We start from the raw sequence: 26,007 nt of genomic DNA, 5'->3' as shown, positions 1-26,007 counted from the left end.
GTCCGGGGTAAGTGGTCACCCCCGGCGCGGCCTTTGCATGCCATCTGACAAGAGTTGACAAACCCTGTCGCACCCCGCCGCTATATTGGCCGAGACCACGGTTTCTCGTCCAATAAATGCCTTTGCCTTCCTTTGCCTCCACTGCGCGCAACCGCTCCATGCCCGCGCTCGCCCCGATGGCGAGCGTCATGGGCCTGGGGCTGTGCCTGTTTCTCGCATGCCTGGCAGGCATCCTGAGCCGGCCCTCAGGATTCCTGTCCGCATTCTGGCCGGCGAACGCGGTACTGCTGGGCATGCTGCTGCGCTGGCCCCGGCTCGCGCAAAAGGCCTCGTGGCTGGTGGCCCTGGTGGCATTCGTGCTCGCCGACCTGCTCACAGGCAGCAATCCGTTGGCCGCAGTCTGGCTGTCGATCGCGAACCTGTTCGGCGTCGCCTGCGGCTGGTGGTTCATGCGCCGCCTCGACGCGCCGCGGCTTTACATGCGGCGCCAGAGTTCGGTGCTGTATCTGCTCGTGGGCTGTACGCTCGCCGCCGCAGGCTCGACACTGGTCGGCGCCGGCACCGGCCCCCTGCTGTTCCATAGCAGCTGGCCGCAGACCGCCATGATGTGGTTCAGCACAGAGTTGATGAACCAGATGCTGATCCTGCCGCTGATCCTGAGCATCCCGACCCGCAGCCCTGGGCGCTGGTTCGCGCGCATCAAGTCGCGCGCTTCATGGACCATGGCCTTGCCGCTGCTGTCCGTGATTGCCACCGAATACGCGGCAATCGCACTGGGCGGACCGGGCGCGCTGGCCTTCACCGTGCCCTCGCTGTTGTGGTGCGCGCTGGCCTACCGCCTGTTCACCACGACCTTGCTGAGCCTGCTGGTCTGCATCTGGAAAATCGCCACCATTTCAGCGGGAATGCTCGAGTTCACGCCCGCCGACCTCGATGTCGCGGTCTCGCTGCGGCTGGGCCTGACGCTGCTGTCCATGGGACCGCTGGCCGTGGCCTGCTCGCAGATTGCGCGCAGCGAGCTGCTGCGCCGACTCGACCGTGCGGTCAGCCATGACTCGCTGACCGATGTGCTGGCGCGCGCCGCTTTCCTGAGCCAGGGCCAGCGCCGGCTCGAACGCCTGCAGCAGTCGACCGAACCCGCGGCCGTGCTGATGCTGGACCTCGACCACTTCAAGCTGGTCAACGACCACCATGGCCATGCCGCGGGCGACGCCGCGCTGCGTGCCTTCGCCCAGACCGTAAGCCAGGTCCTGCGGCCTCAGGATCTGCTGGGCCGTGTGGGCGGCGAGGAATTCGCCGTCTTGCTGCCGGGCGTGCGCGCCTCGGCGGCCCAGCAGATTGCCACGCGCATCTGCACGGCCGTGCGCGCGCAGCGGCTGGTGCTGCCCCAGGGAGAGCAATTGACGGTCACGGTCAGCATCGGTGTGGCATTGACCGACGGAAAGGCGCAGACGCTGGCAGAGCTGCTGCAGCGCGCCGATGTCGCGCTCTATCAGGCCAAGGCTGCGGGTCGCGATGGCTGGAGCCTGTGCGCTGCCGCCGACGCCCACAACCCGGCGCTAGTCGCGAACCTGGGGATCTGACGCCGACGGCGGCAGCGGAGCGCTCGCGGGCACGGCCGCGGCCGGTGTCCCGCAGGCATGGCAAAAGCGCGAGAACGTGCTCTTGCGCGTGGCGCAGTTGCCGCAGCGGTCGAACAGGCCTATGCCGCAATGCGGGCAGAAGTCGATTCCCGGATCCTTGAGATCCACCACCCGCTCGCAGCCCGGACAAACGCCCTTGGCCAGGCGCGACAGCGCGGTGTCATAGCTCAACTCCACGCGCCGCTGGGCGTCGGGCATGGCTTCCTGGCGCTTTTGCTTTTCAAGATAGCGGTTGAACGCCTGGATGGCCGCGCGGCCAAGCACCACCGTGAGCACGATGCCGACGATATAGCGCACATAGCCGCCGTAATCCGGCAGATAGGGCACGAGTTCGACAAAGAACGCGAACAATGCAAAGAAGATGAAGCCCCAGACGAAAGGCCAGGCATTGCTGCGGCGCTTCTTGGCAAACAGCCAGCCCGCGACCAGCAGCAGCGGCAGCGTCAAGGCCAGCCGGTACAGGAATACGCGCAGTTCCTGGGCGCGCTGCGCGGCCTGCCATTTTTCGCGCGCGCCGTCGTTGAGCTGCTGCCAGTCGGCCTCGGCGCGCGCCAGCGCCTGCTGGGCGTCGAGCTGCTGCTGCTGCTGGGCCTCGACGGCAACGCCCGCGCGGCGCTCGGCTTCCTTGAGCTGGTCGAGCGCGCGCGTGCGCGCCAGCAGTTCTTCGTCCTGGTCGGCGCGCTGCGTGGCGCTGCGCGTCGCGACCCAGTTGTCGAACGCTTCGCGCGCCGCGGCATAGGACTTGCGCGCGGCGCGGTACTTGAGCTCGGCCTGCTCCAGCGCGCTCGCGGCCTGGTCGCGCAGCTGCTCCGATGTCTGGCGCTGCAGCTTGACCTGGGCCGCGCGCTCGGGCGGCATGAAATCCTCGATGCGCTGCACGCTTTCGACCTGCGGCAGATCGCCGACCACCAGGCTGCCCAGACCGACCAGGAACCAGGCGAAGACCAGCGCCACCAGCCACAGGCCGCGGCGAAACCATTTCTCGGGAAGACGCAAGGCTTTACTCATGGAGACTCCTCATGCACGCGCGGTGCGCACCAGCGCCACGCAGCGCGACAGGTATTCAGGCACCAGCAGGAACACCGCCATCGACACCAGCAGATTGGCGCCGGCGATGATCAGAAACAGCTGCGGAATGCTGCAGCCTGCCGACAGCAAAGCGCCCGCGATCAGGCTGCTGGCGATCATGAACAGCGCATTCAGGATGTTGTTCGCGGCAATGATGCGCGCGCGGTGCGTGGGCTGGCTGCGCAGCTGGATCAGCGCGTACATGGGCACGCTGTAGATGCCCACGGCCATGGACAGCAGCAGCAGGTCGGCGACCACGCGCCAGTGCGCGGGCCGCGACAGGAACGCCGCCATGTCCATCAGGCTGCCCGGCGGCAGGCTGCGCGACGCCAGATACAGGTCGGCGGCAAACAGGCTCATTCCCAGCGCGCCCAGCGGCACCAGGCCGATCTCGACCTGGGCGCGGCTCAGCCGCTCGCACAGCAGCGCGCCCGCGCCCACGCCGACGGAGAACACCACCAGCAGCAGCGCCGCGACCTGCTCGTTGCCGTGCAGCACCTCTTTCGCGAATGCCGGAAACTGCGCCAGGAACACTGCGCCGAAGAACCACATCCAGCTGATGCCCAGCAGCGAGCGGAACACCACGGGATGCGCATGCGCGAGCCGCAGGTTGCGCCAGGTTTCGCTGAACAGGTTCCAGTTGATGCGCAGATCGGGGTCGGTTGCCGGCCCCGCGGGAATGAACTGTGCCGACAGCCGGCCCAGCAGCGCGAGCAACAGGCCGGCGACCGCGACCTGTGCATGGCCGACCTCGGGCACGGCAACCAGCAGGCCGCCGGCGACATTGCCGAGCAAAATGGCGACAAAAGTGCCCATCTCGACCATGCCATTGCCGCCCGTGAGCTCGCGCTCGGACAGCACCTGGGGCAGATAGGCGAACTTGGCCGGACCGAACAGCGTCGAATGCGTGCCCATCAGGAAGATGCAGGCCAGCAGCAGCGGCACGTTCTGCGCGAGCATGCCCCAGGCGACCAGCGCCATGATGGAGATCTCGAGGTTCTTGGTCAGCAGGAAGATGCGCCGCTTGTCCCACTTGTCGGCAAGCTGGCCCGACGTCGCCGAGAACAGCAGATAGGGCAGGATGAAAAGCGCGCCTATCACCAGGCCGGCGAGCGAAGGCGGCAGCCACGACACGCTCAGCTGGTAGGTCACCAGGACCGTGAACGCGAACTTGAACAGGTTGTCGTTTGCCGCGCCCGCGAACTGGGTCCAGAAGAACGGCCCGAAACGGCGCTGGCACAGCAGCGCGTACTGATTGGGGCGGTCCGCGTCATCGTCATGCATGCCGGCAATCCTTGAGGTGAAGCATTGCCGGCATTGTGCCGCGATCAGGGCGCGCGGCGCGGAGTCTTGCGGGCGGCGGTGGTTTTCTTGACCGCGGCTTGGGGCGTTGGCGCCGCGGCTGGTTTGCGCGGCGCGGCTTTCTTGGTCGCCGGCGCGGAGGCCCTGGCTGCAGGCTTGGCGGCCAAAGGCATGACCGCCGCCGCAGGCACGGCCTTGGCCAGATCCGCGGCGGATTGCATTGCGCTGCGCGCGAACTCGCCCGCCATCTGCGTGCCGGCTTCCATGACCTTCTGGCCTGCGGGTTCCTGCAGCGCCTGGGTCGCGATCTGCTGGAACTGCTGGGTCAATGCGCCCCACCACTGCAACGGATCGACGGCCGCGGCGGCAGGCGCCTGGGCCGCAGCGGCGGCATCGGTGGCGGCGGCGGCCGGCGCGGCAGCCGGTGGCGGCGATGCGGGCGCAGGGGCCGGGCTCGCGGCTGCGCCCGCCTCGGGCATCTTGAACGGCGAGGCCTTGGCCCAGTCGTTGATTCCGCCCTGCATGCTCTGCAGCGCGGCCAGGGTCATCTTCTGTACTTCGAGCGCCTGTATCGTCGCCGTGAGCGCGCGGCCGTTCTGTTCGAGCCAGAACTGCACGGCGCGCAGCTCCTTGATGCGCTTGTCGATTTCCTCGGCGTTGACCGTGGGCGCGACCCACTGCGCCATGCCGGCCAGCGGTGCCTCGGCACCGGCGCCGGCCGCCCCCGCTGCGCCCTGGGACAGGCTTTGCAGGAACTCAAAGCCGGGAATGAATTTGGCAAAGCCGAAAGGATCGGAACCGTTGGGATTGCTCATCGCCTACCTCGCTGGGACATGGGACATCATGCGACAACCCCGGCCAGGCCGGGGCGCGCCACCAAGCCTACTGTAACGGCGATCCGGCGATGACACCATCCGGGCGTGCCCGGCAAACAGTTCAGTGCGCGTGGCCGTGGCTGTGTTCCGCAGCCGGGCTCGCGCCGGTGGGCGCGGTCATGGCGACGGGCAGGCGCAGGTGCAGGCGCGACAGTTCACCCTTCGCATCCTTGAACTCGAGCGTGACCGGCACTTCCGTGCCCTTGAGCAGCGGCGCCTTGAGTTGCTGCAGCATCAGGTGGTAGCCGCCCGACTTGAGCTCGACCGTCTTGCCCGCGGGCAGCGCCAGCGCGCTGATGGCGCGCATGCGCATCACGTCGCCCTCCATTTTCATTTCATGCACTTCGGACACCGCGGCCGCTTCCGAGCGCACGCCGACCAGGGTCAGCGACTCCTTGGCCTTCAGGCGCATGAAACCGCCCGTTCCCTGCTGGCCGGGCACCGTGGCGCGGACCCAGGCGCCGTCGACTTCGACATGCGCGGCTTCAGTATGGGCAGATGCGTTGCCCGCAAAACCGGCCACCAGGGCGGCGGCAACGATGAAAGGGGAAATCCATTGGTTCTTGGTCATGGGAATGCTCTTGTCCCCTGCGGGGACTCTGTGGGATGAAAACTTCCGGGGCCAGGCCCGGGAAAAAATAGTCTGCAGCGCGCAGGCGCGGCCGACGCTTTGATTCATCGCACAGGCGGCCCGCGTGCCGGTGGCGGGCAGGCCGAGGGCACGGGCGTCCAGGCCATGGCCCGCGCACGCAGCGGCCGGCCCGGATGCGGCGCGGCGGCCAGCAGCGCGACCACTTTGGGCGGCGGTGCGGCCAATTGCGGCATGCACTGCGGACACTCGAGCCCATGCAGCGCATGCGCGAGCCCATCGGCATGCGGCGCCAGCATATAGCTGCGATGGCCCGCACCTGAACACACGGCATCGAGGCTGCGCGCCTGGACCCAGGGCGTGAACAGGCCCGCAAAAAGCACCAGCAGCCAGGCGGCCAGAGTGGCGCGCGCAAGCCCCATGGGCCGCGAACGCAGCCATGCAGGGGGGAAGGAGCGCAGCCGGAACATCACAGCATTGTAGGCAGGCCCCGTCATCTGCGTGACGCCAGGCCCGGCGGCGATCGCCTAGCATGGCACGCAGTCAGCGCCGCCGGCGCCGCCAGCGTTGCGTCCCTCCCCCAGCCATCAAGGACTTCCCATGCTTCAGCTCTGTGGTTTTTCTGCCAGCAACTACTACAACAAGGTCAAGCTCGCACTGCTTGAAAAAGGCGTCGCTTACGAGGAGGAACTTGCCTGGCTGGGCGAAACCGACCCTGCGGCTTCGCCCCTGGGCAAGGTGCCCTACATGCGCACCGAACACGGCGCGCTCAGCGAGTCGGCGGTGATGCTCGAATACATAGAGCAGGCCTATCCCGCCCACCCGCTGCTGCCCGCCGACCCGTTTGCCGCGGCCAAGGTGCGCGAGCTGGCGCTGTATCTCGATCTGCACCTGGAACTGGTGGCGCGCAATCTCTACCCCCAGGCGTTTTTCGGCGGCAAGGTCAGCGACGGCGTGCGCGAGCGCAGCATGGCCCAGCTCGACAAGAGCGCCAGGGCGCTGGGCCAGCTCGCGCGCTGGAGCCCCTTCATTGCCGGCGAGCAGTTCACGTTTGCCGACTGCTGCGCCATCGTCCACCTGCCGCTGATCAGCGCCGCAAGCAAGATCGTCGGCGGCCGCGACGTGCTGGCCGAGCTGCCGGTGCGCGACTACCTGGCGCGCATGGGCGAGCGCCCCACGGTGCAGAAGGTGCAGGCCGATCGCAAGACCAGTACCGCGTTGATGATGGCGCGCATGGCGCAGCGCTGACAGCGCTCAGCCCGGCGCCACGCGCACGGCCGTGGCGCGCGCGCCCTTGCGCCTGTCGGCCTTGGGCAGGTCCTGCGCCAGCGGCTGCTGCGCGGCGCGTTGCTGCAATTGCGCGAGCACGGCATCGAAATGCTGCACGTCGGCCGGCGCCAGGCCGTCGAGCAGTGACTGGTTCAGCTGCACGATCACGGGAAACAGCGCCGCGTAGATTTCCCGGGCCGCATCCGTCAGCGTGAGTTGCGCATAGCGCCGGTCCTGCGGCAGCGGCGTGCGCACCAACAGATTCTTTCGCACCAGATCCGAAACCGTCTTCGAGGTACGGCCGCGGTCGAGGTGCGCGCGTTCGGCCAGCACCGACGACAGCAGGGGGCCCTGCTGCGCGAGCACCGCGATGAGCCGCCACTCGCGCCGCGTGATGCCGTACTGGCCTTCGCACAGACGTATCACCGGAGCCCCCGCGATCGCCAGCAGGCGGCCGATGCGGAACAGCAGCAGCTCATCGAGCGACGTGGGGTTTTGCAAGGGGGACGGTGAAGGCATGGGGCAATCCCTGAGTTTGATTGATTAGATGAACTGTCTTGCCGCGCCGTAGTCTCGCGCACAGATGGCTGATCCGACGACAACCCATGGCGCGCATGGGAATCGCACCGGGCCATCGAAGAACTGAAAGCTGCGCATGCACCAACCTCCAAACATCGTGTTCATCGTCGCCGACGATCTGGGCTATGCCGATCTGGGCTGCTATGGCGGCCGGCCCGCGGACTTCGGCGCCGTCTCGCCCGTAATCGACGGGCTCGCGGCCCAGGGCCTGCGGCTCACGCAAGGCTATGCGAACTCGCCCGTGTGCTCGCCCACGCGCTTCGCGCTGATGACCGGGCGCTACCAGTATCGCCTGCGCGGCGCGGCCGACGAGCCCATCAGCAGCCGTTCGCGCGACAGTGCCGTGCTGGGCCTGCCGCCAGAGCATCCCAGCATGCCGTCGCTGCTGCAGCAGGCGGGCTGGCGCACGGCACTGATCGGCAAGTGGCACCTGGGCTATCCGCCGCATTTCGGCCCGCTGCGCTCGGGCTACGACATGTTCTACGGACCGATGTCGGGCGGCGTCGACTACTTCAGCCACCGCGGCACCAACGGCGTGCCGGACCTGTTCGAAGGCGAGCGCGAAGTCGAGCACAGCGGCTATCTGACCGACCTGCTGTCGCAACGCGCCGCCGACTGGATAGACGGCGTGGCCGGCGAAGGCGCGCCGTTCCTGCTGAGCCTGCACTACACCGCGCCGCACTGGCCCTGGGAAACACGCGAAGACGCGGCCGTGAGCTCGGCCATGCGCGGCTCGCTGTTTCATCTGGACGGCGGCAACGTCAACACCTACCGCCGCATGATCCAGCAGATGGACGAAGGAATCGGCCAGGTGATGGCCGCGCTGCAGCGCAATGGCGTGGCCGACAACACGCTGGTCATCTTCACCAGCGACAACGGCGGCGAACGCTTCTCGGACAACTGGCCGCTGGTCGGCGGCAAGATGGACCTGACCGAAGGCGGCATACGCGTTCCCTGGATTGCGCGCTGGCCGCGCGCCATCGCCCCCGGCCGCGTGAGCACCCAGCACTGCCTGACCATGGACTGGACGGCCACGGTACTCGACGCCGCCGGCGTCGCGCCCGCGCCCACGCACGCGCTCGACGGCGTTTCGCTGCTGCCGCTGCTGCGCGGCGGCGCGGAGTTCGAGCGCCCGATGTACTGGCGCATGAAGCACCGCGGCCAGCGCGCGCTGCGCCAGGGGCGCTGGAAATACCTGCAGGTCGACGGCAACGAATATCTGTTCGATATCGCGGCCGACGAGCGCGAGCGCGCCAACCTCGCAGCGCATGCGCCCCAGCGCCTGGCCGCGATGCGCGCCGACTGGCTCGCATGGAATGCAGGCATGCCGGCGATTCCAGACGACGCGACCGTGAGCCTGGGCTATTCGGTCAAGGACATGCCGCAGCGCTGAGCCCCACAACAAAGGAGACCTTTTCCATGCCCATCCGTTCTCTCGCCTTCAGCCTTGCCATCGCCGGCGCTCTCGCCGCCGGCGCCAGCCCGGGCGCAGCCCAGACGCGCTGGCCCGACCGCCCGATCCGCGTCATCGTGCCGCTGCCTCCTGGCGGCCCCAGCGACATCGTGCTGCGCAGCGCGGCCGAGAAAATGCATGTGCTGCTCAAGCAGCCCATAGTCATCGACAACAAGCCGGGTGCCGCAGGCAACCTGGGCGCAGCCGAAGCCGCGCGCGCCAAACCCGACGGCTATACCTGGCTCTGGACCACGGACACGCTGGTGACGGTCAACCCGCACATCTACCCCAAGCTCAGCTTCAAGGCCGAAGACCTGCAGCCGGTGATGCGCGCCAGCGCCTTCAGCCAGACGCTGGTCTGCGGCCAGTCGGCGGGCGTGCGCACGCTGGGCGAGCTGCTGCAGAAAGCGCGGCAGACCAAGATGAGCTATGCCTCTGGCGGCGCGGGCTCGCCGGGCCACCTCACGACCGAACTGCTCAAGTCCGCCGCGGGCATCGAGATGATGCATGTGCCGTACAAGGGGCCGGCGCCGGCGATCCAGGACGTGATGGGCGGCCAGGTGGACTGCGGCTTTCTCGCCGGTCCCACGGTCCTGCAGCATGTGCGCGCGGGCAAGCTGGTCGCGCTCGCGGTGTCGGGCGCCAGGCGCTCGCCGCTGCTGCCCGAAGTCCCCACCGTGGCCCAGGCGGGCTTTCCCGGCTTCGACGCAACGTTCTCGCTGCTGCTGTTCGCGCCGCGCGGCACGCCCCAGCCCATCATCGACGCCATGCACACGGCCCTGGCCGGCGCGCTCCAGCAGGCCGAAGTCGTGGAGCGGCTGCGTCAGACCGATCAGGAAGTCGTCGCCAGCTCGGCCCAAGCGGCGGCGGCGCGCATCGCCGAGGACTCCCGAACCTGGGGCGCGGTGGCGCGCAAGATCGGGCTTCAGCTCGATTGACGCCTGAGCCGCGGGCCCGGGCTCAATCGACCCAGGGCGCGAGTTCGTCGGGCACGCCCGCCACCGGCGCTGCCCGCGCCGCCGTAGCCTCCCGCTCCAGAAACCGCAGCAGCCCGCTGGCGCGCTGCGTGGGGCTGTGTACGGCCGTGGCCAGCAGGCCAGGCGCCTGGGCCATCAAGGTGAAGGCCTGGCGCGCGCGCGTGATGCCGGTGTAGAGCAGCTCGCGGCCCAGCACGCTGCCCGCGTGCGCCGACAGCACCAGCGCCGTGTGCTCGAACTCCGAGCCCTGGCTCTTGTGTACCGTCATCGCAAACGCGGTCTCGACATGCGCCAGCCGGCTCACGCCCACGGCGCGCAATTCAGGGCCGTCCATGAAGTAGACGCGCAGACCGGCGCCCGCAGCCGCGCCCGGCAGCGCCACGCCGATGTCGCCGTTGAACACGCCCAGCGCCGCGTCGTTGCGCGTGATCATCACCGGCCGGCCCGCATACCATTCGCCGCGCGGCGCGATCGCGCCTTGTGCAGCGAGCGCTTTCTCGATGGCGCGGTTGAGTCCGGCCACGCCCCAGTCGCCTTCGCGTACCGCGCACAGCAGACGAAAGCGCTCGAACGCCGTAAGCACGTCGCGCACCCAGGCGGTATGCGCTTCAACGCCGAGCGCGGGTGCGGGGCGCGCGGCCAGCGCCTGGGCAAAGGCCTGGTAGTTCACGTGGTCACCGATATCCTCCACGGCCATCTGCCAGACGCTGGCCGCGGGCGCGCCTTCGCGCAGGCGCAGCACGCCGCCCTCGCCGGCCTGCAGCAGCGCCAGCGCGCGCGCGCTGTCGCCGGTATTCACGGCTTCGGCCAGCTGGCCTATGGGGCCGCCAAAGCGCCGGCTCTCGCGCAGCATCACGGTCTGCTGGGCCAGCGGCAAGGCGTTGTCGGCATCCGCAAGAAATGCCGCAGGCAGCTGCTGGCCGGCCGCGGCCAGCGCATAGCGCGCGGTCTCGGGCGTGTAGTGGCCGGCTTCGGCGCTGCGGCACAAGTCGCCGAGCACGGCGCCAGCCTCGACCGAGGCCAGCTGATCCTTGTCGCCGAGGAACACCACGCGCGCCGTCGCGGGCAAGGCGTCGAGCAGCGCAGCCATCATTTCGAGGTGGATCATCGAGGCTTCATCGACGATCAGCACGTCGATGTCCAACGGCCGGCCATGGTGGAACGCAAACGCGCGCGTGTCGGGGCGCGCTCCCAGCAGCGAGTGCAGCGTGCGCGCCGCGCCCACGCGCTTCACCAGCGCTTCGAGATCGAGCAGCCCGCCCAGGCTTGCATGCAGCTCCTTGAGCGATTTGTCTATCGATTGCTTGAGCCGCGCCGCGGCCTTGCCCGTGGGCGCGGCCAGCGCTACGCGCAGCCGTTCGGGCTCGGGCGCGGTGGCAAACAGCAGCGCCAGCAGGCGCGCGACCGTATAGGTCTTGCCCGTTCCCGGACCGCCGGTGATCACCGAGAAACGGCCGCGCAGCGCGACCGCGCAGGCCAGGCGCTGCCAGTCGAAAGTCGCGGGCGCGGGCGCGAACATCTTGTCCAGCCAGCGCTTCACTTCGGCCGCGTCGACCGGCAGCACGGCCGTGCTGCGCTCGGTGATCTGCGCCGCGACCTGGCGCTCGTAGTCCCAGTAGCGGCGCAGATACAGCAGGGGCGCGTCGTCAGGCCCGCCCAGCACCAGCGGCTGGCCCTGGTCGGGCGCGCTGGCGGCAACGCGCACCAGCGGGCTGCGCGCCAGCGCGTCCTGCCATGGCGCGAGCCGCGCGGGCAACTGCGCCCAGAGCGCGTTGAGCGCGTCCTGCGCATCGGCGGGCCAGGCCAGCACGGCGTTCGGGTCGGCAATCAGCGTGGCCAGCGGCAGGCAGCTGTGGCCGCGGCCTTCCATCTGCACCAGCACGGCGGTGGCGACCAGCAGTTCGGGTGCGGCCTCGGGGTCCTGGGCGGCAATGAAACGCGCCAGCGCGGTATCGAGGTGGCGCAGCAGGCCTTGCTCGCTCCAGTCGCGCAGGGTGGCGAGCACATCCATGGGCGTGGCCGGCGGCGCAGCGGCCGGTTCGGGATCGGCAAACAGATCGAAGGTCAGGTTGTCGACGGATTTCATGGCAGATTGGCTTGCGTCTCAAGGTCTGGAGTGTCGAGCAGCGTACCGAGTGCATCGAGCAGCGCCAGCGAAGGCGGCACCACATGCATTCCCAGCGCCGGGCCGTCGATGCCGCGCACGAAGAAGTAAAGCGCGCCGCCCAGATGTTGCTCCGGGTCGTAGGCCGCGCCCAGCCGGCTTTGCAGCAGCCGGTGCAGCGCGAGCAGATAGAGCGCGGCCTGCACGTCGTAGCGGTGGGCCGCCATGGCTTCGCGCAGCGCGCGCTCGTCATAGGCCGCGGCGTCGCGCCCCAGGAAGTTGGTCTTGTAGTCGAGCACCCAGTAGCGGCCCTCATGCTCGAACACCAGATCGGCAAAGCCCATCAGCATGCCGTGCAGCTGGCGCGCGGGCAATGCCGGCCGGGGCTGGCCGGCCAGCAGATGCTGCTGGCACAGCCTGTCGATCTCGGGCGCGGGCAGGCGCGCCGCGGGCAGCCAGAACTCCATTTCGGCCAGCACCTGGTCCAGCCCCGACAGCGGCACGCCGAGCGGCGCGAGCGGATGGTGGACCACGGCCTTGAGCCATGCCAGCAGATCGGCGCCCTGGGCCGCGCGGCCCGCGCGCTCGCTGCGCTGCAGCAGGCGCTGGGCCAGCGGCCCCTGGCCGTCGGCTTCGAGCGCAAAGCCTTCGCCGGCCAGCCATTCGAGTTCGTCGTGTACCCAGTTGCCGACCACCGGGCCTTTCATGAAGCGGTGCCAGACCGCAGCCTGGGCCGGCGCCGCGGGCTGGGCCGGCGCGGGCGCGTCGCTTTCCATCGGCAGTTCGTCGTCGGCGGGCTGCTGCAGCGGCACGGGCGAGACCGGCAAGGTGGGCGCGGCCAGCGCGCGCACCAGCGAGGAAAAGCTGCCTATGCCCCAGCGCCGGTCGAACTGTGCGGCGTATGGTGGCGCGTCCAGCAATTGCGGCGGCGCTGCGCGTGCCTGCAGCAGGCTGCGCGCGGGCGCATCCTGCACCGCCTGCCATTGCACTGCGTCCTGGCCGGCGCTGAACACATCGAGCAGCGCGCGCCAGTCATCGGGCGTGCGCTCCTCGGGACCAGCCAGCGCATAGCCGGTCGCGCTCTTGTGGTTGATGGTGGTCGTGGCCTTGCTGCGCGCGGCCTGCAGCATGGGAACGCCCAGCCACAGCGCATGGCGCGCACGCGTCAGCGCCACGTACAGCAGGCGCAGGTCTTCGCGCAGGCGTTCGTCGTCGGCCTGGGCGAGTTCGGCGTCGTCGTAATCCAGGCGCAGCGCGCGCCCGCCTTCAGGCTTGGGCAGGCTCACGAAGCGGTCCATGCGGCGGTTGATCTCGCGGAAGCTGCAGGCGAACGGCAGGAACACCACGGGGTACTCGAGCCCCTTGCTCTTGTGCACCGTGACCACCTTGACCAGGTCGGCGTCGCTTTCCAGCCGCACGATCTGTTCGTCGCTGTGGCTGCCTTCGCCCGCGCACTGCGTGGTGAGCCAGCGTATCAGCGCATGCTCGCCTTCGAGCTGGGCGCTGGCGCTTTGCAGCAGCTCGGCCAGGTGCAGGTAGTTGGTCAGCCGGCGCTCGCCGCCGGTCTCGGCGAGCCAGCGCGCGGGCAGATCGAACTGGTGCAGCGTCTGGCGCAGCATCGCCAGCACGCCCTGACCCTGCCATACGCCCTGCAGTCCGCGCAGCTGCTCGCAGCGCGCGTCGAAGGCTTCGTCGTCGGCCGCAAGCCAGCCGAGTTCGTCGAGCGACAGATCAAGCAGCCGCGTCGCCAGGCCGGCGCGCACGGCGCGCGCATCGCGCGGCGCGGCCACGGCGTGCAGCCACACGACGAGATCCTGGGCCTCGCTGCCGGCAAACACCGATTCGTTGTCGGAGAGATAGACCGAGGCCACGCCGCGCGCGCCGAGTTCCCGCCGCACGGCGCGCGCCTCGTTGCCGGTGCGCACCAGCACCGCGATGTCGGCCGGGCGCAGCCGCGCCAGCGCCTCGCCGGGCGCGGCAAAGCCGGCTTCGGGGTCGTTGAGCCATTGCACGATCTGCGCGGCGCAGCGCGCGGCGAAACCGCGCTGCGCGCGCTTGGCGGTCTGCAGCGGGTCGAGCTCCACCTGCAGCTGCAGCGCGGGCACGGGGCCGCCGGCAGCTTGGAACACTTCCTTGCGGCCCTGGGCCTGCACGGCAACGAAAGGCAGGGGATTGCCCGCCTCGCTGCGGAACATGAACGCGCCCGCGCCGCCGCGCTGCTCGGCCTGGCCGAACCAGTGGTTGACGGCGTCGACCAGCGCCTGGGTCGAGCGGTAATTCCTGTCGAGCACATAGTGGCGCCCGGCCGTCGCATCGCGCGCCTGCAGGTAGCTGTAGATATCGGCGCCGCGAAAGCCGTAGATCGATTGCTTGGGGTCGCCGATCAGCAGCAGCGCGGTCTGCGCGTCGTTTTCCTGCGTGCGGTAGATGCGCTCGAACAGCCGGTATTGCAGCGGCGAGGTGTCCTGGAATTCGTCGATCAGCGCGGCCGGATACTGCGCCTGGATGCGCGCGCGCAGCGCTGCGCCGTTGTCGCCCGCAAGCGCGCGGTCCAGCCGCTGCAGCAGGTCGGCAAAGCCGAACGTGCCCTGCTGGCGCTTGAGCTGGGCCAGGCGCTGCAGCACGCGCGCCGCGGCATGCAGGCGCAGCCGACTGCCCAGTTGCGGCAGCCTGGCCATGTCGGCAAGCAGCTGCTGCAGCGCCTCGAAGCCCGGCGGAACTGCAAGCGCAGGCGCCCCTTTTTTACGCGCTTCGAGCAGGCCTTCGGGGCTGAGCCGGTGGCGCGCGGATTCGGTCAATGTCAGCTCGACTTCCTGCGGGGCCGCAGCCCAGTCGATCACGCTTTGCAGCCAGCCCGTGTAATGGCGTGGCGCGAGCTTGCGCCCGTCCCAGTGCGCGCCCGGCGCCGCGACCTGGGCATCAAGCCAGTCGCGCAGCGCCTGCGCCTGCGCGCCCCAGCCCTGGGCGAGATCGGTCAATGCCGTCGCGCGCTCGGCCTGGGCGGCCTGCACGGCGTCGGCCAGGCTGCCCGCGCCCGCGGCCGGGTCCACGGCCTGATCGAGCAGACCGCGCATGTCCTGCGCCAGCGCGTCCAGCCCGCTCCACACGCCCAGCACGGTTTCCAGCAGTTCGCCGCCCAGCGGATAGCACTGCTGGCGCCAGTAGTCCTGCACCGCCTCGCGGCGCAGCTGCTCCTCGTCGGCCGCCAGCTCCTCGTCAAACAGATTTCCGCTGTCGAACGCATGCTCGCGCAGCATGCGCTGGCACCAGGCGTCGATGGTGAACACCGCGGCGTCGTCCATGGCTTCGGCGGCCATTGCCAGGCGCCAGGCGGCCGCCGTGCGTTCCTGGCCTTCGGGGTAGTCGGCCAGCAGGCCCTGCAGCAGCGTGTCGTGCGCCGCGGGTTGGGCTTCGCCGCGAAAGCACTGCACGGCTTCGGTCAGGCGCGCGCGTATGCGGTCCGAGAGCTCGCGCGTCGCGGCGCGCGTGAAGGTCATGACCAGGATCTCGGACGGCAGCAGCGCGCGCGGATGCGCGTTCGCGCCGCCATGGCCCAGCACCAGCCGCAGGTAGAGCGCGGCAATGGTCCAGGTCTTGCCCGTGCCCGCGCTGGCTTCGATCAGGCGACTGCCCCACAGCGGAAAGTCGTGTGCGTTCAATACATGGCTCATGCCTGCTCCAGCGGCAACAGATAGATCACCGGCGCCAGCGTTCCCGGCTCCAGCACCTGCACCTGATCGGCCAGCCAGGCCAGCAGCGGTGCATGCACGGCCTCGGCCAGCGGCGCGAAGCGGCCGTCGGCGGTCAGCGCGTCGAAATCGGGATAGAGGCGCGCCCAGCAGGCGTCGTCGGCCTCGCCCGCCTGGGCAAAGCCATCGCCTTCATAGGCGGTCTCGGCGCGCGCCAGGTCTTCGCCCGCCGCCGCCGCGGCCAGCGCGGTCCTGAGCGGCAGCGGCAGCGGGCTGTCCTGGCCCGCCTGCCAGACCTGCAGCAGCGTCTGGAACTGCGCCATCGCTTCGCCCGGCGGCATGGGCTGCAGCGCCAGCGTCGCATCGCGCGCGACGATGATGCCCTGGACCTGCACGCCGCAGGCCGCGGCCACCAGGCTGCGCAGATAGGGCAGCAGCACCGCGGCCGGGCGCACTTCGCCGCGCGTTCCCAGCAGCGCGCGCGCCTGCAGCGAGATCCAGGCCGGAACGGCTTCGCCGTCGCGGTCGGGAACGCGCAGATCATCGAGCCAGTCCTCGAACACCAGGCCGTCCTGGGCGAAATGCAGGCGCTGGCGCTGTACCGGCCGGTCGAACCGGTTGCGATGCGCCAGCCACGACTGCAGCGAAGGCAGCACGGCCTCCTGCAGCTCGGCGCGCTTGCGCGTGCCCAGGCCCGCGAGCGGCAGCGTGCCCGCGCGTTCGATGCGCGCCAGATGGCCGGCGACGCGCTGCTCCAGCGCAATGCCCACGGCCGGCGCGGCCTCGATATCGGCCACCACCTGGGTCTGCAGCTGCTCGATCACGCTGTAGCCCGCCAGGCCCTGCAGGCCGAAAGCCTCTTCGTCAAGGCTCAGCTGCTCCTCTTTCTCGAAGCGCACATTGAGCCGGTGGCGGAAGAACGCCTGGGCCGGATGGCGCACAAAACCATGCAGCTGGGACAGCGTCAGCGGGACCTCGATGTCGGGCACGAAGGCCGCGAGCGCCGGCACGGCGCTCGCCGGGTCGTCCGCGCGCAGCAAATGCGCCGCGCGCCATTCGCGCGCATAGGTGCGCAGCGTGGAGTCGGGCGAAAAATAGCTGCGGCTGAACGGCTGCAGCGGGTGGTGGAAAGTGCGCTGCGCAAGCAGATCGCCGCCCTCGCCCACCCAGCCCGCGGCCAGATAGTCGCGCAGTTGCGAGACCAGCACCGACGGCGGCTGCTCGCTGTTGTCGCGCACGCTGCGCCCGGCCCAGCTGATGTAGAGCATGCGCCGCGCCGACAGCAGCGCCTCGAGCATCAGCTGGCGGTCGTCGTCGCGGCGCGCGCGGTCGCCGGGGCGCAGCTGGCCTGGCAAGGCCATCAGATCGAAGTCGCTGCGCATGGCGCGGCGCGGGTAGTCGCCGTCGTTCATGCCCAGCAGGCACACGACTTCAAATGGAATCGCGCGCATGGGCATCAGCGTACAGAACGTCACCCCGCCCGCACGGAAGCGGCTGTCGACCGAAGGCTGCTGCACGATGTCGAGCCAGGCCTGCTGGGCGACGATCAGCTCCACCGGGTCGTCAAAGCCGCCGAGTTCGCAGGCTTCGAGCCAGGACGACAGCGCGCTGTCGAGCGCGGCCAGCAGCGCGCGGTCACTGTCGGTCTGCGGCGCGAAGAAATCGGCCAGCAGGCGGCGAAAGCGCTGCGCCCAACCCGCGGGATCGGCCGCAGCGCCGGCCAGCGCCCACCAGTCCAGCAGGCGCTCGAGCAGCGTCGCCAGCTGGCCCGCGAGCTCGGCGCCCAGGCCGCCGACTTCCGCGTAGGGCTCGATCTGCGCCAGGCCCGAGGCGTCGCCGGCCGCGCCAGCGTCAAAGGCGCCGCTGCCGCTGGCAAAGCCCAGCAGCATGCGGTGCAGGCCGAACCAGGCGCTGTTCTGCTCGCCGCAGGCCGCGAGCCCGAGCGCGCCGCGCTGCTGGGCGTTGAGCCCCCAGCGTATGCCCGCGCCGGCCATCCAGGCGCTGAGCTGGGGAAGATCATCGGCATCGAGCCCGAAGCGCGCGGCCACGGCCGGCACGTCCAGCAGATCGCGCAGTTCGCTCAGCCGGCAGCGCTGCTGCGGCAGGCGCAGCAGCCACTGCAGCGCCGCGACCAGCGGGTTGTTGTCGCTGGCGCTCAAGTCGGCGATATCGAAAGGAATATGGCGCGCGTCATGCCGGCCGTACTGGCCGAACACCGCGCGAATCGACGCCGCCACGCCTTCGATCGCCGGCACCATCACCACCACATCACGCGGCTGCAACGCCGGGCGGCCGGCCTCTGCGGGCTCGGCCAGCAGCGCCAGCAGCTGGTCGTGCAGCACTTCGAGTTCGCGCACCATGCTGTGCGCGCTGTGGAAGACGATGGAGTGGTCGGCGCGCGCGACGGCGCTGTGCGCGTGCTCGGTCAGCGGCACCATGTCGCGTATCGCCTGCTGCACCAGGGACAGCAGCGGCGCGTCGGGGTCCACCTCTTCGTCGAAGATATCTATGCGCGGCAGCTCGGCCGCAATGCCTTCGGGCAGCTGGGTCTCGAACGCATCGAGCTGGCGCACATAGTCGCGCGCCTGCCGGCCCCAGGACGACAGCAGCGGGTGCGCATGGGCATGCATCATTTCCAGCGGCAGCGCGGCCAGGTCGCGCCCGTTCTTGAGCGGCTGGCGCCGACGCTCGATGCGCAGCAGTTCGCGGCCGTCGATCGCGTCGGCCCAGTGAAAGCGGCAGGGGTTGGGCACGGCCAGCAGGATCTGGCTGTGGCGCGACATCGCGGCCAGCGTCTGCAGCATGGACAACGGCAAGTGGCTCATGCCGAACAGCACCACGCGGCGCGCCAGCGGCTGTACCAGCGGCGCGCCGCTTTCGAGCGTGGCAATCACCTGGCGGTGCAGCTGCGGCCGCGTGCTGGCGCGCTGGCTTTCATCGAGCCCGGCCAGTATGCAGCGCCACAGCATGGGCTGCCACAGCTGGTCTTCGGGCACGGCCAGCGTGGGCCGCCCGGGCGTGGCCAGCACATCGCGGCCCGCGGCCCAGTCGTCCAGCCAGTCAGCGCGGTAGATCTGGTATTGATCAAAAAGGTCGGCAAGACGTTCGGACAGCTGCAGCAGTCGCTCGGCATCACCGGGCGCGAGAAACCCTCCTATCGCCTCATACCCGCCCTGCGCCGCGCATTCGGGCAATTGGCGCATGAGCCGCCAGGTCAGCGCGGTCTTGTCGAGCGGCGACTGGCGCGGCACGGCGGCCGCACCCAGCACCTGGCGGTAGCTGCGCCACAGGAAACGTGCGGGCAGCTCGACGCGCGCCGCGGCGCACACGCCCAGCGATTGCGCCATGCCCATCTTGAACCACTCGGCCATGCCGTTGCTCTGCACCAGCACCACTTCCTGCTCCAGCGGCCCCAGCGGGTGCGCGCTCAGCCACGAGAACACGGTCTCGGCCAGGGTTTCGGTGCGGTTGCCGTGCAGGGCAATGAGCCCGGGCTGCAGTGTCGATGCCAACGTCTTTTCCTTGCAAGGGGAGCGTCAGCAGGGCGCTGCGCCAGACGTAAAGCTTAACGCGGCGAGAGGGGTTGTTGCAGGCATGCAAAAAGCCCTTGCGGCGGGGGCGGCAAGGGCTGGGAATTTTTTCCTAACGCGGGACGTTCACCCTTCGACAGGGCGAACGGTCAGTTACCCGTTCGTGGTGAGCCTGCCTCGCCGGCCGCGTCGAACCATGAACGTCCTGTCCTCAAGACAAGACTCACTCTGCCCTTTCCAACAACCCACTAGTTGATGTCAATCTTCGCCCCCTGCCGTATCAGATTGCGCAGCTTCTCCGTCTCCTGCGCCAGGAACTTGCCAAAGGCTTCGGGCGTGGAGGTCGAAACCTGCAGGCCGGTCTTGGCGATCTGCGCCTTGAGCTCGGGGTCCTTGAGCACTTCGCGCAGGTCGGCGTTGATCTTGGCGACGATCTCGTCGGGCACGCCCGCGGGCGCGAGCAGGCCGAACCAGCTGCCGGCGACAAAGTCCATTCCCAGTTCGCGGAACGTGGGCAGCTCCGGCGCGTCGGGATGGCGTTTGGGCGCGGCAATTGCCACGGCGCTGACCGAACCGCGCTGCACCTGGGGGTACGACGACATGCCGTCGAACATGCCGTCAAAAACGCCCGAGGTCAGGTCTATCATCGCCGGCCCCTGGCCCTTGTAGGGCACATGGGTGAACGGAATGCCCGCCTGCTGGGCAAACAGCTCGGCGCCGATATGCGGGCTAGAGCCCGCGCCCGACGAGCCCAGCGACAGCCCGCCCTTGGGCGCCTGGGCCTTGGCCAGTGCGATCAGCTCGGCCAGCGACTTGCCCTTGAGCTTGTTGTTGACCAGCAGGATGTTGTGCGTGGAGCCCAGCAGCGCCACCGGGCGGAACGCCGCCGGCGAATAAGGCAGGTTCTTGCGCAGCTCGGGGTTCGAGGTGAACGCATAGCTGGTGAACAGCAGCGTATAGCCGTCGGCCGGCGCGCGGCTCACATGCTGGGTGCCGATGATGGTGCCTGCGCCCACGCGGTTCTCCACGATCACGGGCTGGCCCCACAGCGCGCCGAGCTTGAGCCCGGTGGTGCGCGCGAACAGGTCGGTCACGCCGCCGGCCGAGAACGGCACGACGATGGTCACGGGGCGCTTGGGAAAGGCTTCCTGGGCCTGCAGCGGCAGGGTGGCGGCCACGGCAGCGGCGACTCCCAGTATCTTGAGAAGGTGCATTTTTGTCTCCGGTAGTTATTTTTCGACCTGCGCACGCTTCATGCTGAAAGCGCGCGGCTACATGACTTCGCCGCCGTTGGGTCCGAGGATCTGGCCGGTCATGTAGTCGGCGTCCGGGGAGGCGAGAAACGCCACCACCGAGGCGATTTCCTCGGGCTGGGCGCGCCGGCCCAGAGGCACGCGCAGTTGCACTTCGCGCGCGTATTCGGGGTTGGCGCTGAGTTCGGCGCTCATGGGCGTCTGCACGCGGCCGGGCGCGACGGCGTTGACGAGGATGTTCCACTCGGCGAATTCGCGCGCCCAGGCGCGCGTCAGGCTGATGATGGCGCCCTTGGCCGCCGCATAGGCGCTCACGTTGCGGTGCGTGCCATAGGCGGTGATCGACGCGGTGTTGATGATGCGGCCGCTGCGCCGCGCTTTCATCGCGGGCAGCACGGCCTGGGTGCAGAGCATGGCGCCCTTGACCGTCACGGCCAGCATCAGATCGATGGCCGCCTCGTCAATCTCTTCGAGCGGCCGCATGCCGCCGGGAATGCCGGCGTTGTTGACCAGGATGTCGACCGCGCCCAGCTGCTGCTGTGCGGCAGCGAACGCCTCTGAAACGCTGGCGCGGTTCGAGACATCGGCGACGCAGGCCAGGGCCTGTCCGCCGGCCGCGCGCACCCGCGCCACGGTCTCGTGGGCGGCATCGGCGTGCAGGTCGTTGACGATGACTGCCGCGCCGCGCGCGGCCAGCAGTTCGCAGTGGGCCCGGCCTATGCCCGAGCCCGCGCCGGTCACCAGCGCAATTTTTCCCAGCAAGGGTGTGTACATGGCGGCGTCCCGGTTCACGCCGCGATGCGGTGGGTGGCGGCGTTGAAGTGCACCACCGGGTTGGACGGGCTGTTGCGCGAGCGCCGCACCTTGCCGACGACCAGCACATGCGTGCCCAGCTCCTGGGTCCAGACCACATCGCATTCCATGCTGGCCAGCGCGTCGGCCAGCACGGGCGCCTGGCCGCTCTCGCTGTGCCAGCGCTCGTCCGAGAAGCGCGCCAGGCCCTGCGGCGCCTGCAGGAACTGGGCCATCACGGCGTCATGCCCTTCGCCCAGCACATTGGCCGCAAAGCGCCCGCTCTCAAGCAGCGGCGCGGTGAACGACGACTGGCGGTGGGCGAAAAAACCAATCATCGGCGGCTCGGCGCAGACCGCGGTGAGGCTGGACACAATCATTCCCGCGACCTCGTCGCCCTGGCCCGTGCTCACCGCGCAGATGCCCGCGGGCAGCGCGCGCAGCGCGGTCTTGAATTCAGCGATGGACACCACTTCTTCCTGGTCGCCATGGCTGATGTGGGCTCGCACCTGGCCCTGTGCGTCGACCCAGCCGTTGCGCTGCGCGTAGTCGAGCATGCGCGCAAAGCCCTCCTCCCATTCGGGCTCGCCCGCATGGCCGCTGACGAAGCGCAGCACCGAGGGCGCGAGCCGCACATGGGTGTCGCCCTCACGCTGGCCGATGCGGCGTATCGCGCGCTCCACGGCCTCGGGCGGCTGGGGATCGATCAGCACCTCGAGCCGCTTGAAATCCATGGGCTCGCGCAGGGACAGGGTCCCGGAATCGGACAGATGAAAGCGCATATGGGTCTCCTTAGGCGGCGGTGGCGACGCTGAGTTCGCCCACTTCCTTGCGGATCGCGGGAATGATGCGTTCGCCCCAGAGTTCGATCTGGCGCAGCATGGTCTTCTGGTCGAAATCACCGAGCTGGGTCTGCAGCGCGATGTGCTTGGGGCGCAGGATGCTGATCTCTTCGAGCATCTTGTCTATCACCTGGTTGACCGAACCCACGGGCAGGTTGGCGCGCATCTGGTCGAAGCTCATGTCGGTGGGCGAAGGCTCTTCCTGCACCATGTAGCCGTCCTCGCTTTGCGCGCGGCGGAACTTGAGGCTTTCGGAAATGCGCCGCTGGAAGCGCGCGTTGTCGAGATAGGAGTCGACTTCGGCGCGGTTGTCGGACGCATAGGCGCAGCGCAGGAAGCCGAACTTCACATCGCGGTCCAGGTCCTTGCCGTTGTCCTCGGCGACCTTGTCCAGGCGCGCGCGCAGGCTAGTGATCGCGTCGTTGCCGTTGAGCAGCGCGGTGACGAACAGGTTGTGGTTCTCGCGCACGCCGCGGCCCAGCACCGTGGGATTGCCCGAGGTGACCCACAGCGGGGGCATGGGGTTCTGCAGGCAGCGCACGGCAATCGAGCTCGGCGGCACATCGAGGTGCTTGCCGTGGTATTCGAAGATGCGTTCGCCCAGGCCCTTGGGAATGATGTCGAGGAACTCGTTGAAGATCTCGCCCGACTCGGCGATCTTCACGCCGAAGCGCTCGAATTCGAACTCCTGATAGCCCGAGCCCACGCCCAGATCGAGGCGGCCGTTGGACACGGTGTCGACAAAGCCGACTTCGGCCAGGAAGCGCGCGGGATGGTACAGCGGCAGGATGCAGACCGCCGTGCCCAGGCGGATGCGGCTGGTCTTGGCGGCCACATGCGCGACCATCATCAGCGGCGAGGGCGACAGCGAGTAGTTGTTGAAGTGGTGCTCGGCATACCAGGCGCTGTGGAAGCCGGCCTGTTCCGCGACCACGGTCTGCTCGATAGAGTTCTGGATCACCTGCTGCGAACTCTGGTGATAGCCACGTTGCTGCGCGAGGATGAAGACGCCGAATTCCATGCTGTGCTCCTTGTTTTGATAGCCGTGAATCTGATAAATGATTCTAGGAAGGCACGGCGCCGGCCGGAATGCATGAAAATCGAGGTTCTGTCCTGCGGATATTGGAGAAGTCATGGATCGGCTGCGTGCTATGGAGTTTTTTCTTTCGGTTTCGCAAACCAAGAACTTTTCAACCACGGCGCGCACGTTCGGGGTATCTGCAACCGCGGTTTCACGGCTGATCACCGATTTCGAGGATTCGCTGGGCGTCAAATTGCTGCTGCGCTCCACGCGCCAGATCATGCTGACCGAATCGGGTGAGGAATATGCGCGCCAGCTCGAAGGCATTCTCTGGAACATCAACGCGGCCCACTCCAGCATCACCGCGATACGCGAGGCGCCCAAGGGCCACCTGAGGGTGCACTCGCGCATGATGTTCGGCCTGGGCGTGCTGCCGCCGCTGATCGCGCGCTTTCGCAAGCTCTACCGCGACATCCACATCGAGCTGATCCTGTCGGAAACGCCGGCCGACCTGCGGCGCGACCAGATCGACATCGACTTCCGCATCTCGCCGCCGGTCGAGGCCGGCGTCAAGCGCCGCATCCTGTTTCGCAGCGCGCGCTATCTTGTGGCCGCGCCCGCCTACCTGCAAGGGCGCGCGCTGCCGCAAAAGCCTGCCGACCTGGGCGAGCATGACTGCCTGAACTACCTGCGACCCGGCGGCGAAAGCGTCTGGCATTTCAGCCAGGCTGGCCAGATCGAGGACCTGGCCTTCCAGCCGCGCCACGCCAGCAACAACGGCATGGCGCTGCTCGAGATGGCGCGCCTGGGCGAAGGCATTGCCCTGCTCGACGACTACACGGTGCATGCCGACCTGGAACGCGGCAGCCTGCTGCGGCTGCTGCCAGACTACCAGGTGACCAACACCACCTACGAGGAAGGCATGTACGCGACCATCCTCGACACGCCCATGGTGCCGACCAAGCTGCGGTTGTTTCTCGACTTCGTCGTCGAGCATGTGTCGGGCGAGAGCAACCGTTTCATCGCGCTGGGCGACGAGCCCGCGGCCAGCGATCAGGTTGGCGGCTGAATATTGCAGGCCGGGCGCGAGGCGCCGCGCCGGCCCAGGCCGCGCAGGCGCAGCACGCGCCCGTCAAGCGGGCCGCTGGCGCTGAGCCGGCCGCTGTCGGAAATCGAAGTCACATAGAGCTCGTCGAGCAGCGGGCCGCCAAAACACAGTGAGCTGGGGTGGGCCAGCGGCAGGCGCAGGCGCTGGCCCGGCCGGCCCTGGGCGTCGAAGCGCACGATCTCGCCGGTATGCACCAGCGCGCTCCACAGCCCGCCTTCGTCGTCGAAGCAGCAGCCGTCGGGCGCCGAGCCCAGCGGCTGGGTATCGGCAAACAAGGAACGCTGCCAGGGCGCAGCGCCGGCCTGCGGGTAGACATAGATGCGCCGCGCCGCGCTGTCGCAGACGAACACCCGGCCGTCGACCGGGTGCTGGACCGGGCCGTTGACCACGCCATAGCCTTGATCCACGCGCGCCATGTGCCCCGTGGGGTCCACGCGGTACAAGCCGCCCAGCGGCGCTTCGCCCGGTTCGCGAAACGTGTGCATGGTGCCCACGCAAAAGCTGCCGTCGGCCAAGGCCGCGCCGTCGTTCAGGCGCAGGTTGGGGTGCTGCTCTTCCAGCCGGCCCAGCGTCTGCAGGCGGCCGCTGGCCGGGTCTAGCAGCACCACGCTTTCGCGCAGCGCGACCACCAGGCGGCCGTCGCTGTTGAGCGCAAACGAACCCAGCGGCGCGGGCAGCTCGAAGCGCCGGCATTCATCGCCCTGGGCATCTAGCGCCAGCAGCAGGCCGTCGCGGCTGTCGATCAGCCACAGCAGTTGCTGGCGCGCGTCCCAGACCGGGCATTCGCCCAGACGCGTGTGCAGCGCGCCAAACGCCTGGATCTCGGGACGGGAAGCGGGGAAGGCGGACATGGCGGAAAGCTCGTGTGAAAGGCCCGCAAGGGCGAGGCGATTGCGCTCATCTTACGAGGGGATGACAGCGCGACTCCGTACGTTTTCGCAGAACACATCCAACGATTTGACGGGGACTGATCTGCCCGGTTCGTCCCTAGAATTTCCCTGCGCCCCCCTTGTAGAGGGCTCGGGTTTACCCCGAATACCAGGAGACAAACTTGAACGCCACCGATTTTCCGCGCCAGACCGCGGACATTTTCCATTCCTGCCCGGCAAATGCCCTTATTAATCTGGCGGAGGTGAACCATGGCTGAAAAAAGCGTACTGTTTGAAGTCAAGGACAAAGTCGCTCTGGTCACGCTCAACCGCCCGCCCGTCAATGCGCTCAACCGTGCAATGCGCCGGGAAATCGTCGCGATCTTCGACGACATTTCAGCGCGTGATGATATTCGCTGCGCGGTATTGACGGCCCAGGGCTCGGTTTTCTGCGCCGGCGCCGATTTGAAGGACCGCCCGGACGCCGATATTCCCGGCGATTTTCTCGAACACAACCGCATTACCCGCGAAACCGGCAATGCGATACGCGAATGCGCCAAGCCCGTGATTGCCGCGATCAACGGCGCGGCGCTGGGCGCGGGCCTGGGGCTGGCCGCGGCCTGCGACATCCTCTACGCCTCGGACAACGCGACCTTCGGCATGCCCGAGATCAACGTCGGCCTGGCCGGCGGCGCGTCCATGCTGCGCACGCTGTTTGGCCGCTCCACGGCACGCCGCATGTTCTTCACCGGCCAGCGCCTCACGGCCGCCGAGCTGCTGCAGCGCAATGTGCTCGAAGCCGTGCTGCCGCCCGAGGAACTGCTGCCCGTGGCCATGAAGCTGGCGCATGAAATCGCGTCCAAGGCACCGCTGGCCGTGATCTACGCCAAGCGCGCGGCCAACATGGTCGACGTGATGCCGCAGCGCGACGCCTACCGCTTCGAGCAGGAATTCACCATGACGCTGGCGCGCACCGAGGACGCACGCGAAGCGCGCATGGCGTTTCTCGAAAAGCGCGAGCCGCAATTCAAGGGCCGCTGAACC

19 protein-coding genes and 1 pseudogene are annotated in these 26,007 nt (G+C 68.7%); 6 read left to right on the top strand and 14 right to left on the bottom strand.

Translation table 11 applies throughout. The features are described from left to right. Positions 1 to 116: 116 nt before the first annotated feature. A complete protein-coding gene (locus ACSVDO_RS01820) occupies positions 117 to 1,583 on the top strand; it encodes a GGDEF domain-containing protein (protein WP_489594714.1) in 1,467 nt (488 codons plus the stop codon). On the opposite strand, the gene ACSVDO_RS01815 is transcribed toward ACSVDO_RS01820, so the two are convergent. From ACSVDO_RS01815 to ACSVDO_RS01795, 5 genes and pseudogenes are all read right to left on the bottom strand, one after another. Further along, a complete protein-coding gene (locus ACSVDO_RS01815; protein WP_489594713.1) occupies positions 1,560 to 2,651 on the bottom strand; it encodes a serine endopeptidase in 1,092 nt (363 codons plus the stop codon). The genes ACSVDO_RS01820 and ACSVDO_RS01815 overlap by 24 nt on opposite strands. Positions 2,652 to 2,678: 27 nt before the next feature. Beyond that, positions 2,679 to 3,995, bottom strand: a pseudogene (locus ACSVDO_RS01810) (MFS transporter); the annotation flags it as partial. 44 nt (positions 3,996 to 4,039) lie between these two features. After that, on the bottom strand, positions 4,040 to 4,828 hold the full coding sequence (locus tag ACSVDO_RS01805) for a PhaM family polyhydroxyalkanoate granule multifunctional regulatory protein (protein WP_489594712.1): 789 nt from the start codon (positions 4,826 to 4,828) through the stop codon (positions 4,040 to 4,042). Positions 4,829 to 4,949: 121 nt separating this feature from the next. After that, positions 4,950 to 5,459 (bottom strand): copper chaperone PCu(A)C, encoded by a 510-nt coding sequence (locus ACSVDO_RS01800; protein WP_332535664.1) that lies wholly within the window; start codon positions 5,457 to 5,459, stop codon positions 4,950 to 4,952. A gap of 104 nt (positions 5,460 to 5,563) precedes the next feature. Then, positions 5,564 to 5,947 (bottom strand): hypothetical protein, encoded by a 384-nt coding sequence (locus tag ACSVDO_RS01795; protein ID WP_489594711.1) that lies wholly within the window; start codon positions 5,945 to 5,947, stop codon positions 5,564 to 5,566. A gap of 130 nt (positions 5,948 to 6,077) precedes the next feature. On the opposite strand from ACSVDO_RS01795, the gene ACSVDO_RS01790 reads away from it, so the two are divergent. Then, on the top strand, positions 6,078 to 6,725 hold the full coding sequence (locus tag ACSVDO_RS01790; protein ID WP_489594710.1) for a glutathione S-transferase family protein: 648 nt from the start codon (positions 6,078 to 6,080) through the stop codon (positions 6,723 to 6,725). Between the two features lie 6 nt (positions 6,726 to 6,731). Here ACSVDO_RS01790 and ACSVDO_RS01785 read toward each other — a convergent pair whose 3' ends face one another. Then, entirely contained in the window at positions 6,732 to 7,265 is a 534-nt protein-coding gene (locus tag ACSVDO_RS01785) for a MarR family winged helix-turn-helix transcriptional regulator (RefSeq protein WP_489594709.1), read from the bottom strand. Positions 7,266 to 7,401: 136 nt separating this feature from the next. On the opposite strand from ACSVDO_RS01785, the gene ACSVDO_RS01780 reads away from it, so the two are divergent. After that, on the top strand, positions 7,402 to 8,718 hold the full coding sequence (locus ACSVDO_RS01780; protein WP_332535671.1) for a sulfatase family protein: 1,317 nt from the start codon (positions 7,402 to 7,404) through the stop codon (positions 8,716 to 8,718). A gap of 26 nt (positions 8,719 to 8,744) precedes the next feature. Next, on the top strand, positions 8,745 to 9,716 hold the full coding sequence (locus ACSVDO_RS01775) for a tripartite tricarboxylate transporter substrate binding protein (protein ID WP_489594708.1): 972 nt from the start codon (positions 8,745 to 8,747) through the stop codon (positions 9,714 to 9,716). Between the two features lie 22 nt (positions 9,717 to 9,738). On the opposite strand, the gene recD is transcribed toward ACSVDO_RS01775, so the two are convergent. The 7 genes from recD to ACSVDO_RS01740 form a co-directional block, all read right to left on the bottom strand. Next, positions 9,739 to 11,841, bottom strand: coding sequence for an exodeoxyribonuclease V subunit alpha (gene recD / locus ACSVDO_RS01770; protein ID WP_489594707.1), 2,103 nt, complete (start codon positions 11,839 to 11,841; stop codon positions 9,739 to 9,741). Continuing rightward, a complete protein-coding gene (gene recB, locus ACSVDO_RS01765) occupies positions 11,838 to 15,530 on the bottom strand; it encodes an exodeoxyribonuclease V subunit beta (protein WP_489594706.1) in 3,693 nt (1,230 codons plus the stop codon). The genes recD and recB overlap by 4 nt, the downstream gene beginning before the upstream one ends. Next, positions 15,527 to 19,060, bottom strand: coding sequence for an exodeoxyribonuclease V subunit gamma (gene recC, locus ACSVDO_RS01760; RefSeq protein ID WP_489594705.1), 3,534 nt, complete (start codon positions 19,058 to 19,060; stop codon positions 15,527 to 15,529). Before recC ends, recB begins: the two co-directional genes overlap by 4 nt. A 266-nt stretch (positions 19,061 to 19,326) precedes the next feature. Further along, a complete protein-coding gene (locus ACSVDO_RS01755; protein WP_332535678.1) occupies positions 19,327 to 20,292 on the bottom strand; it encodes a Bug family tripartite tricarboxylate transporter substrate binding protein in 966 nt (321 codons plus the stop codon). Between the two features lie 57 nt (positions 20,293 to 20,349). Further along, entirely contained in the window at positions 20,350 to 21,105 is a 756-nt protein-coding gene (locus tag ACSVDO_RS01750; protein ID WP_489594704.1) for an SDR family NAD(P)-dependent oxidoreductase, read from the bottom strand. A 14-nt stretch (positions 21,106 to 21,119) separates the two neighbouring features. Next, positions 21,120 to 21,905 carry a flavin reductase family protein gene (locus tag ACSVDO_RS01745; RefSeq protein WP_332535681.1) on the bottom strand — a complete coding sequence of 262 codons (786 nt, stop codon included), beginning with the start codon at positions 21,903 to 21,905 and terminating at the stop codon, positions 21,120 to 21,122. A gap of 10 nt (positions 21,906 to 21,915) precedes the next feature. Further along, a complete protein-coding gene (locus tag ACSVDO_RS01740) occupies positions 21,916 to 22,986 on the bottom strand; it encodes an LLM class flavin-dependent oxidoreductase (protein WP_332535683.1) in 1,071 nt (356 codons plus the stop codon). Between the two features lie 130 nt (positions 22,987 to 23,116). Between ACSVDO_RS01740 and ACSVDO_RS01735 the strand changes: the two genes are divergently transcribed. Continuing rightward, a complete protein-coding gene (locus ACSVDO_RS01735) occupies positions 23,117 to 24,055 on the top strand; it encodes a LysR family transcriptional regulator (RefSeq protein WP_489594703.1) in 939 nt (312 codons plus the stop codon). Here ACSVDO_RS01735 and ACSVDO_RS01730 read toward each other — a convergent pair. Beyond that, positions 24,040 to 24,945, bottom strand: coding sequence for an SMP-30/gluconolactonase/LRE family protein (locus ACSVDO_RS01730; RefSeq protein ID WP_489594702.1), 906 nt, complete (start codon positions 24,943 to 24,945; stop codon positions 24,040 to 24,042). The genes ACSVDO_RS01735 and ACSVDO_RS01730 overlap by 16 nt on opposite strands. A gap of 288 nt (positions 24,946 to 25,233) precedes the next feature. On the opposite strand from ACSVDO_RS01730, the gene ACSVDO_RS01725 reads away from it, so the two are divergent. Beyond that, a complete protein-coding gene (locus ACSVDO_RS01725) occupies positions 25,234 to 26,004 on the top strand; it encodes an enoyl-CoA hydratase/isomerase family protein (RefSeq protein ID WP_332535687.1) in 771 nt (256 codons plus the stop codon). Positions 26,005 to 26,007: the final 3 nt, after the last annotated feature.

This window comes from Comamonas sp. DB36, assembly GCF_057914905.1.
The sequence above is the reverse complement of the archived record's forward strand: the minus strand, read 5'-3'. Positions and strand labels throughout refer to the sequence as shown.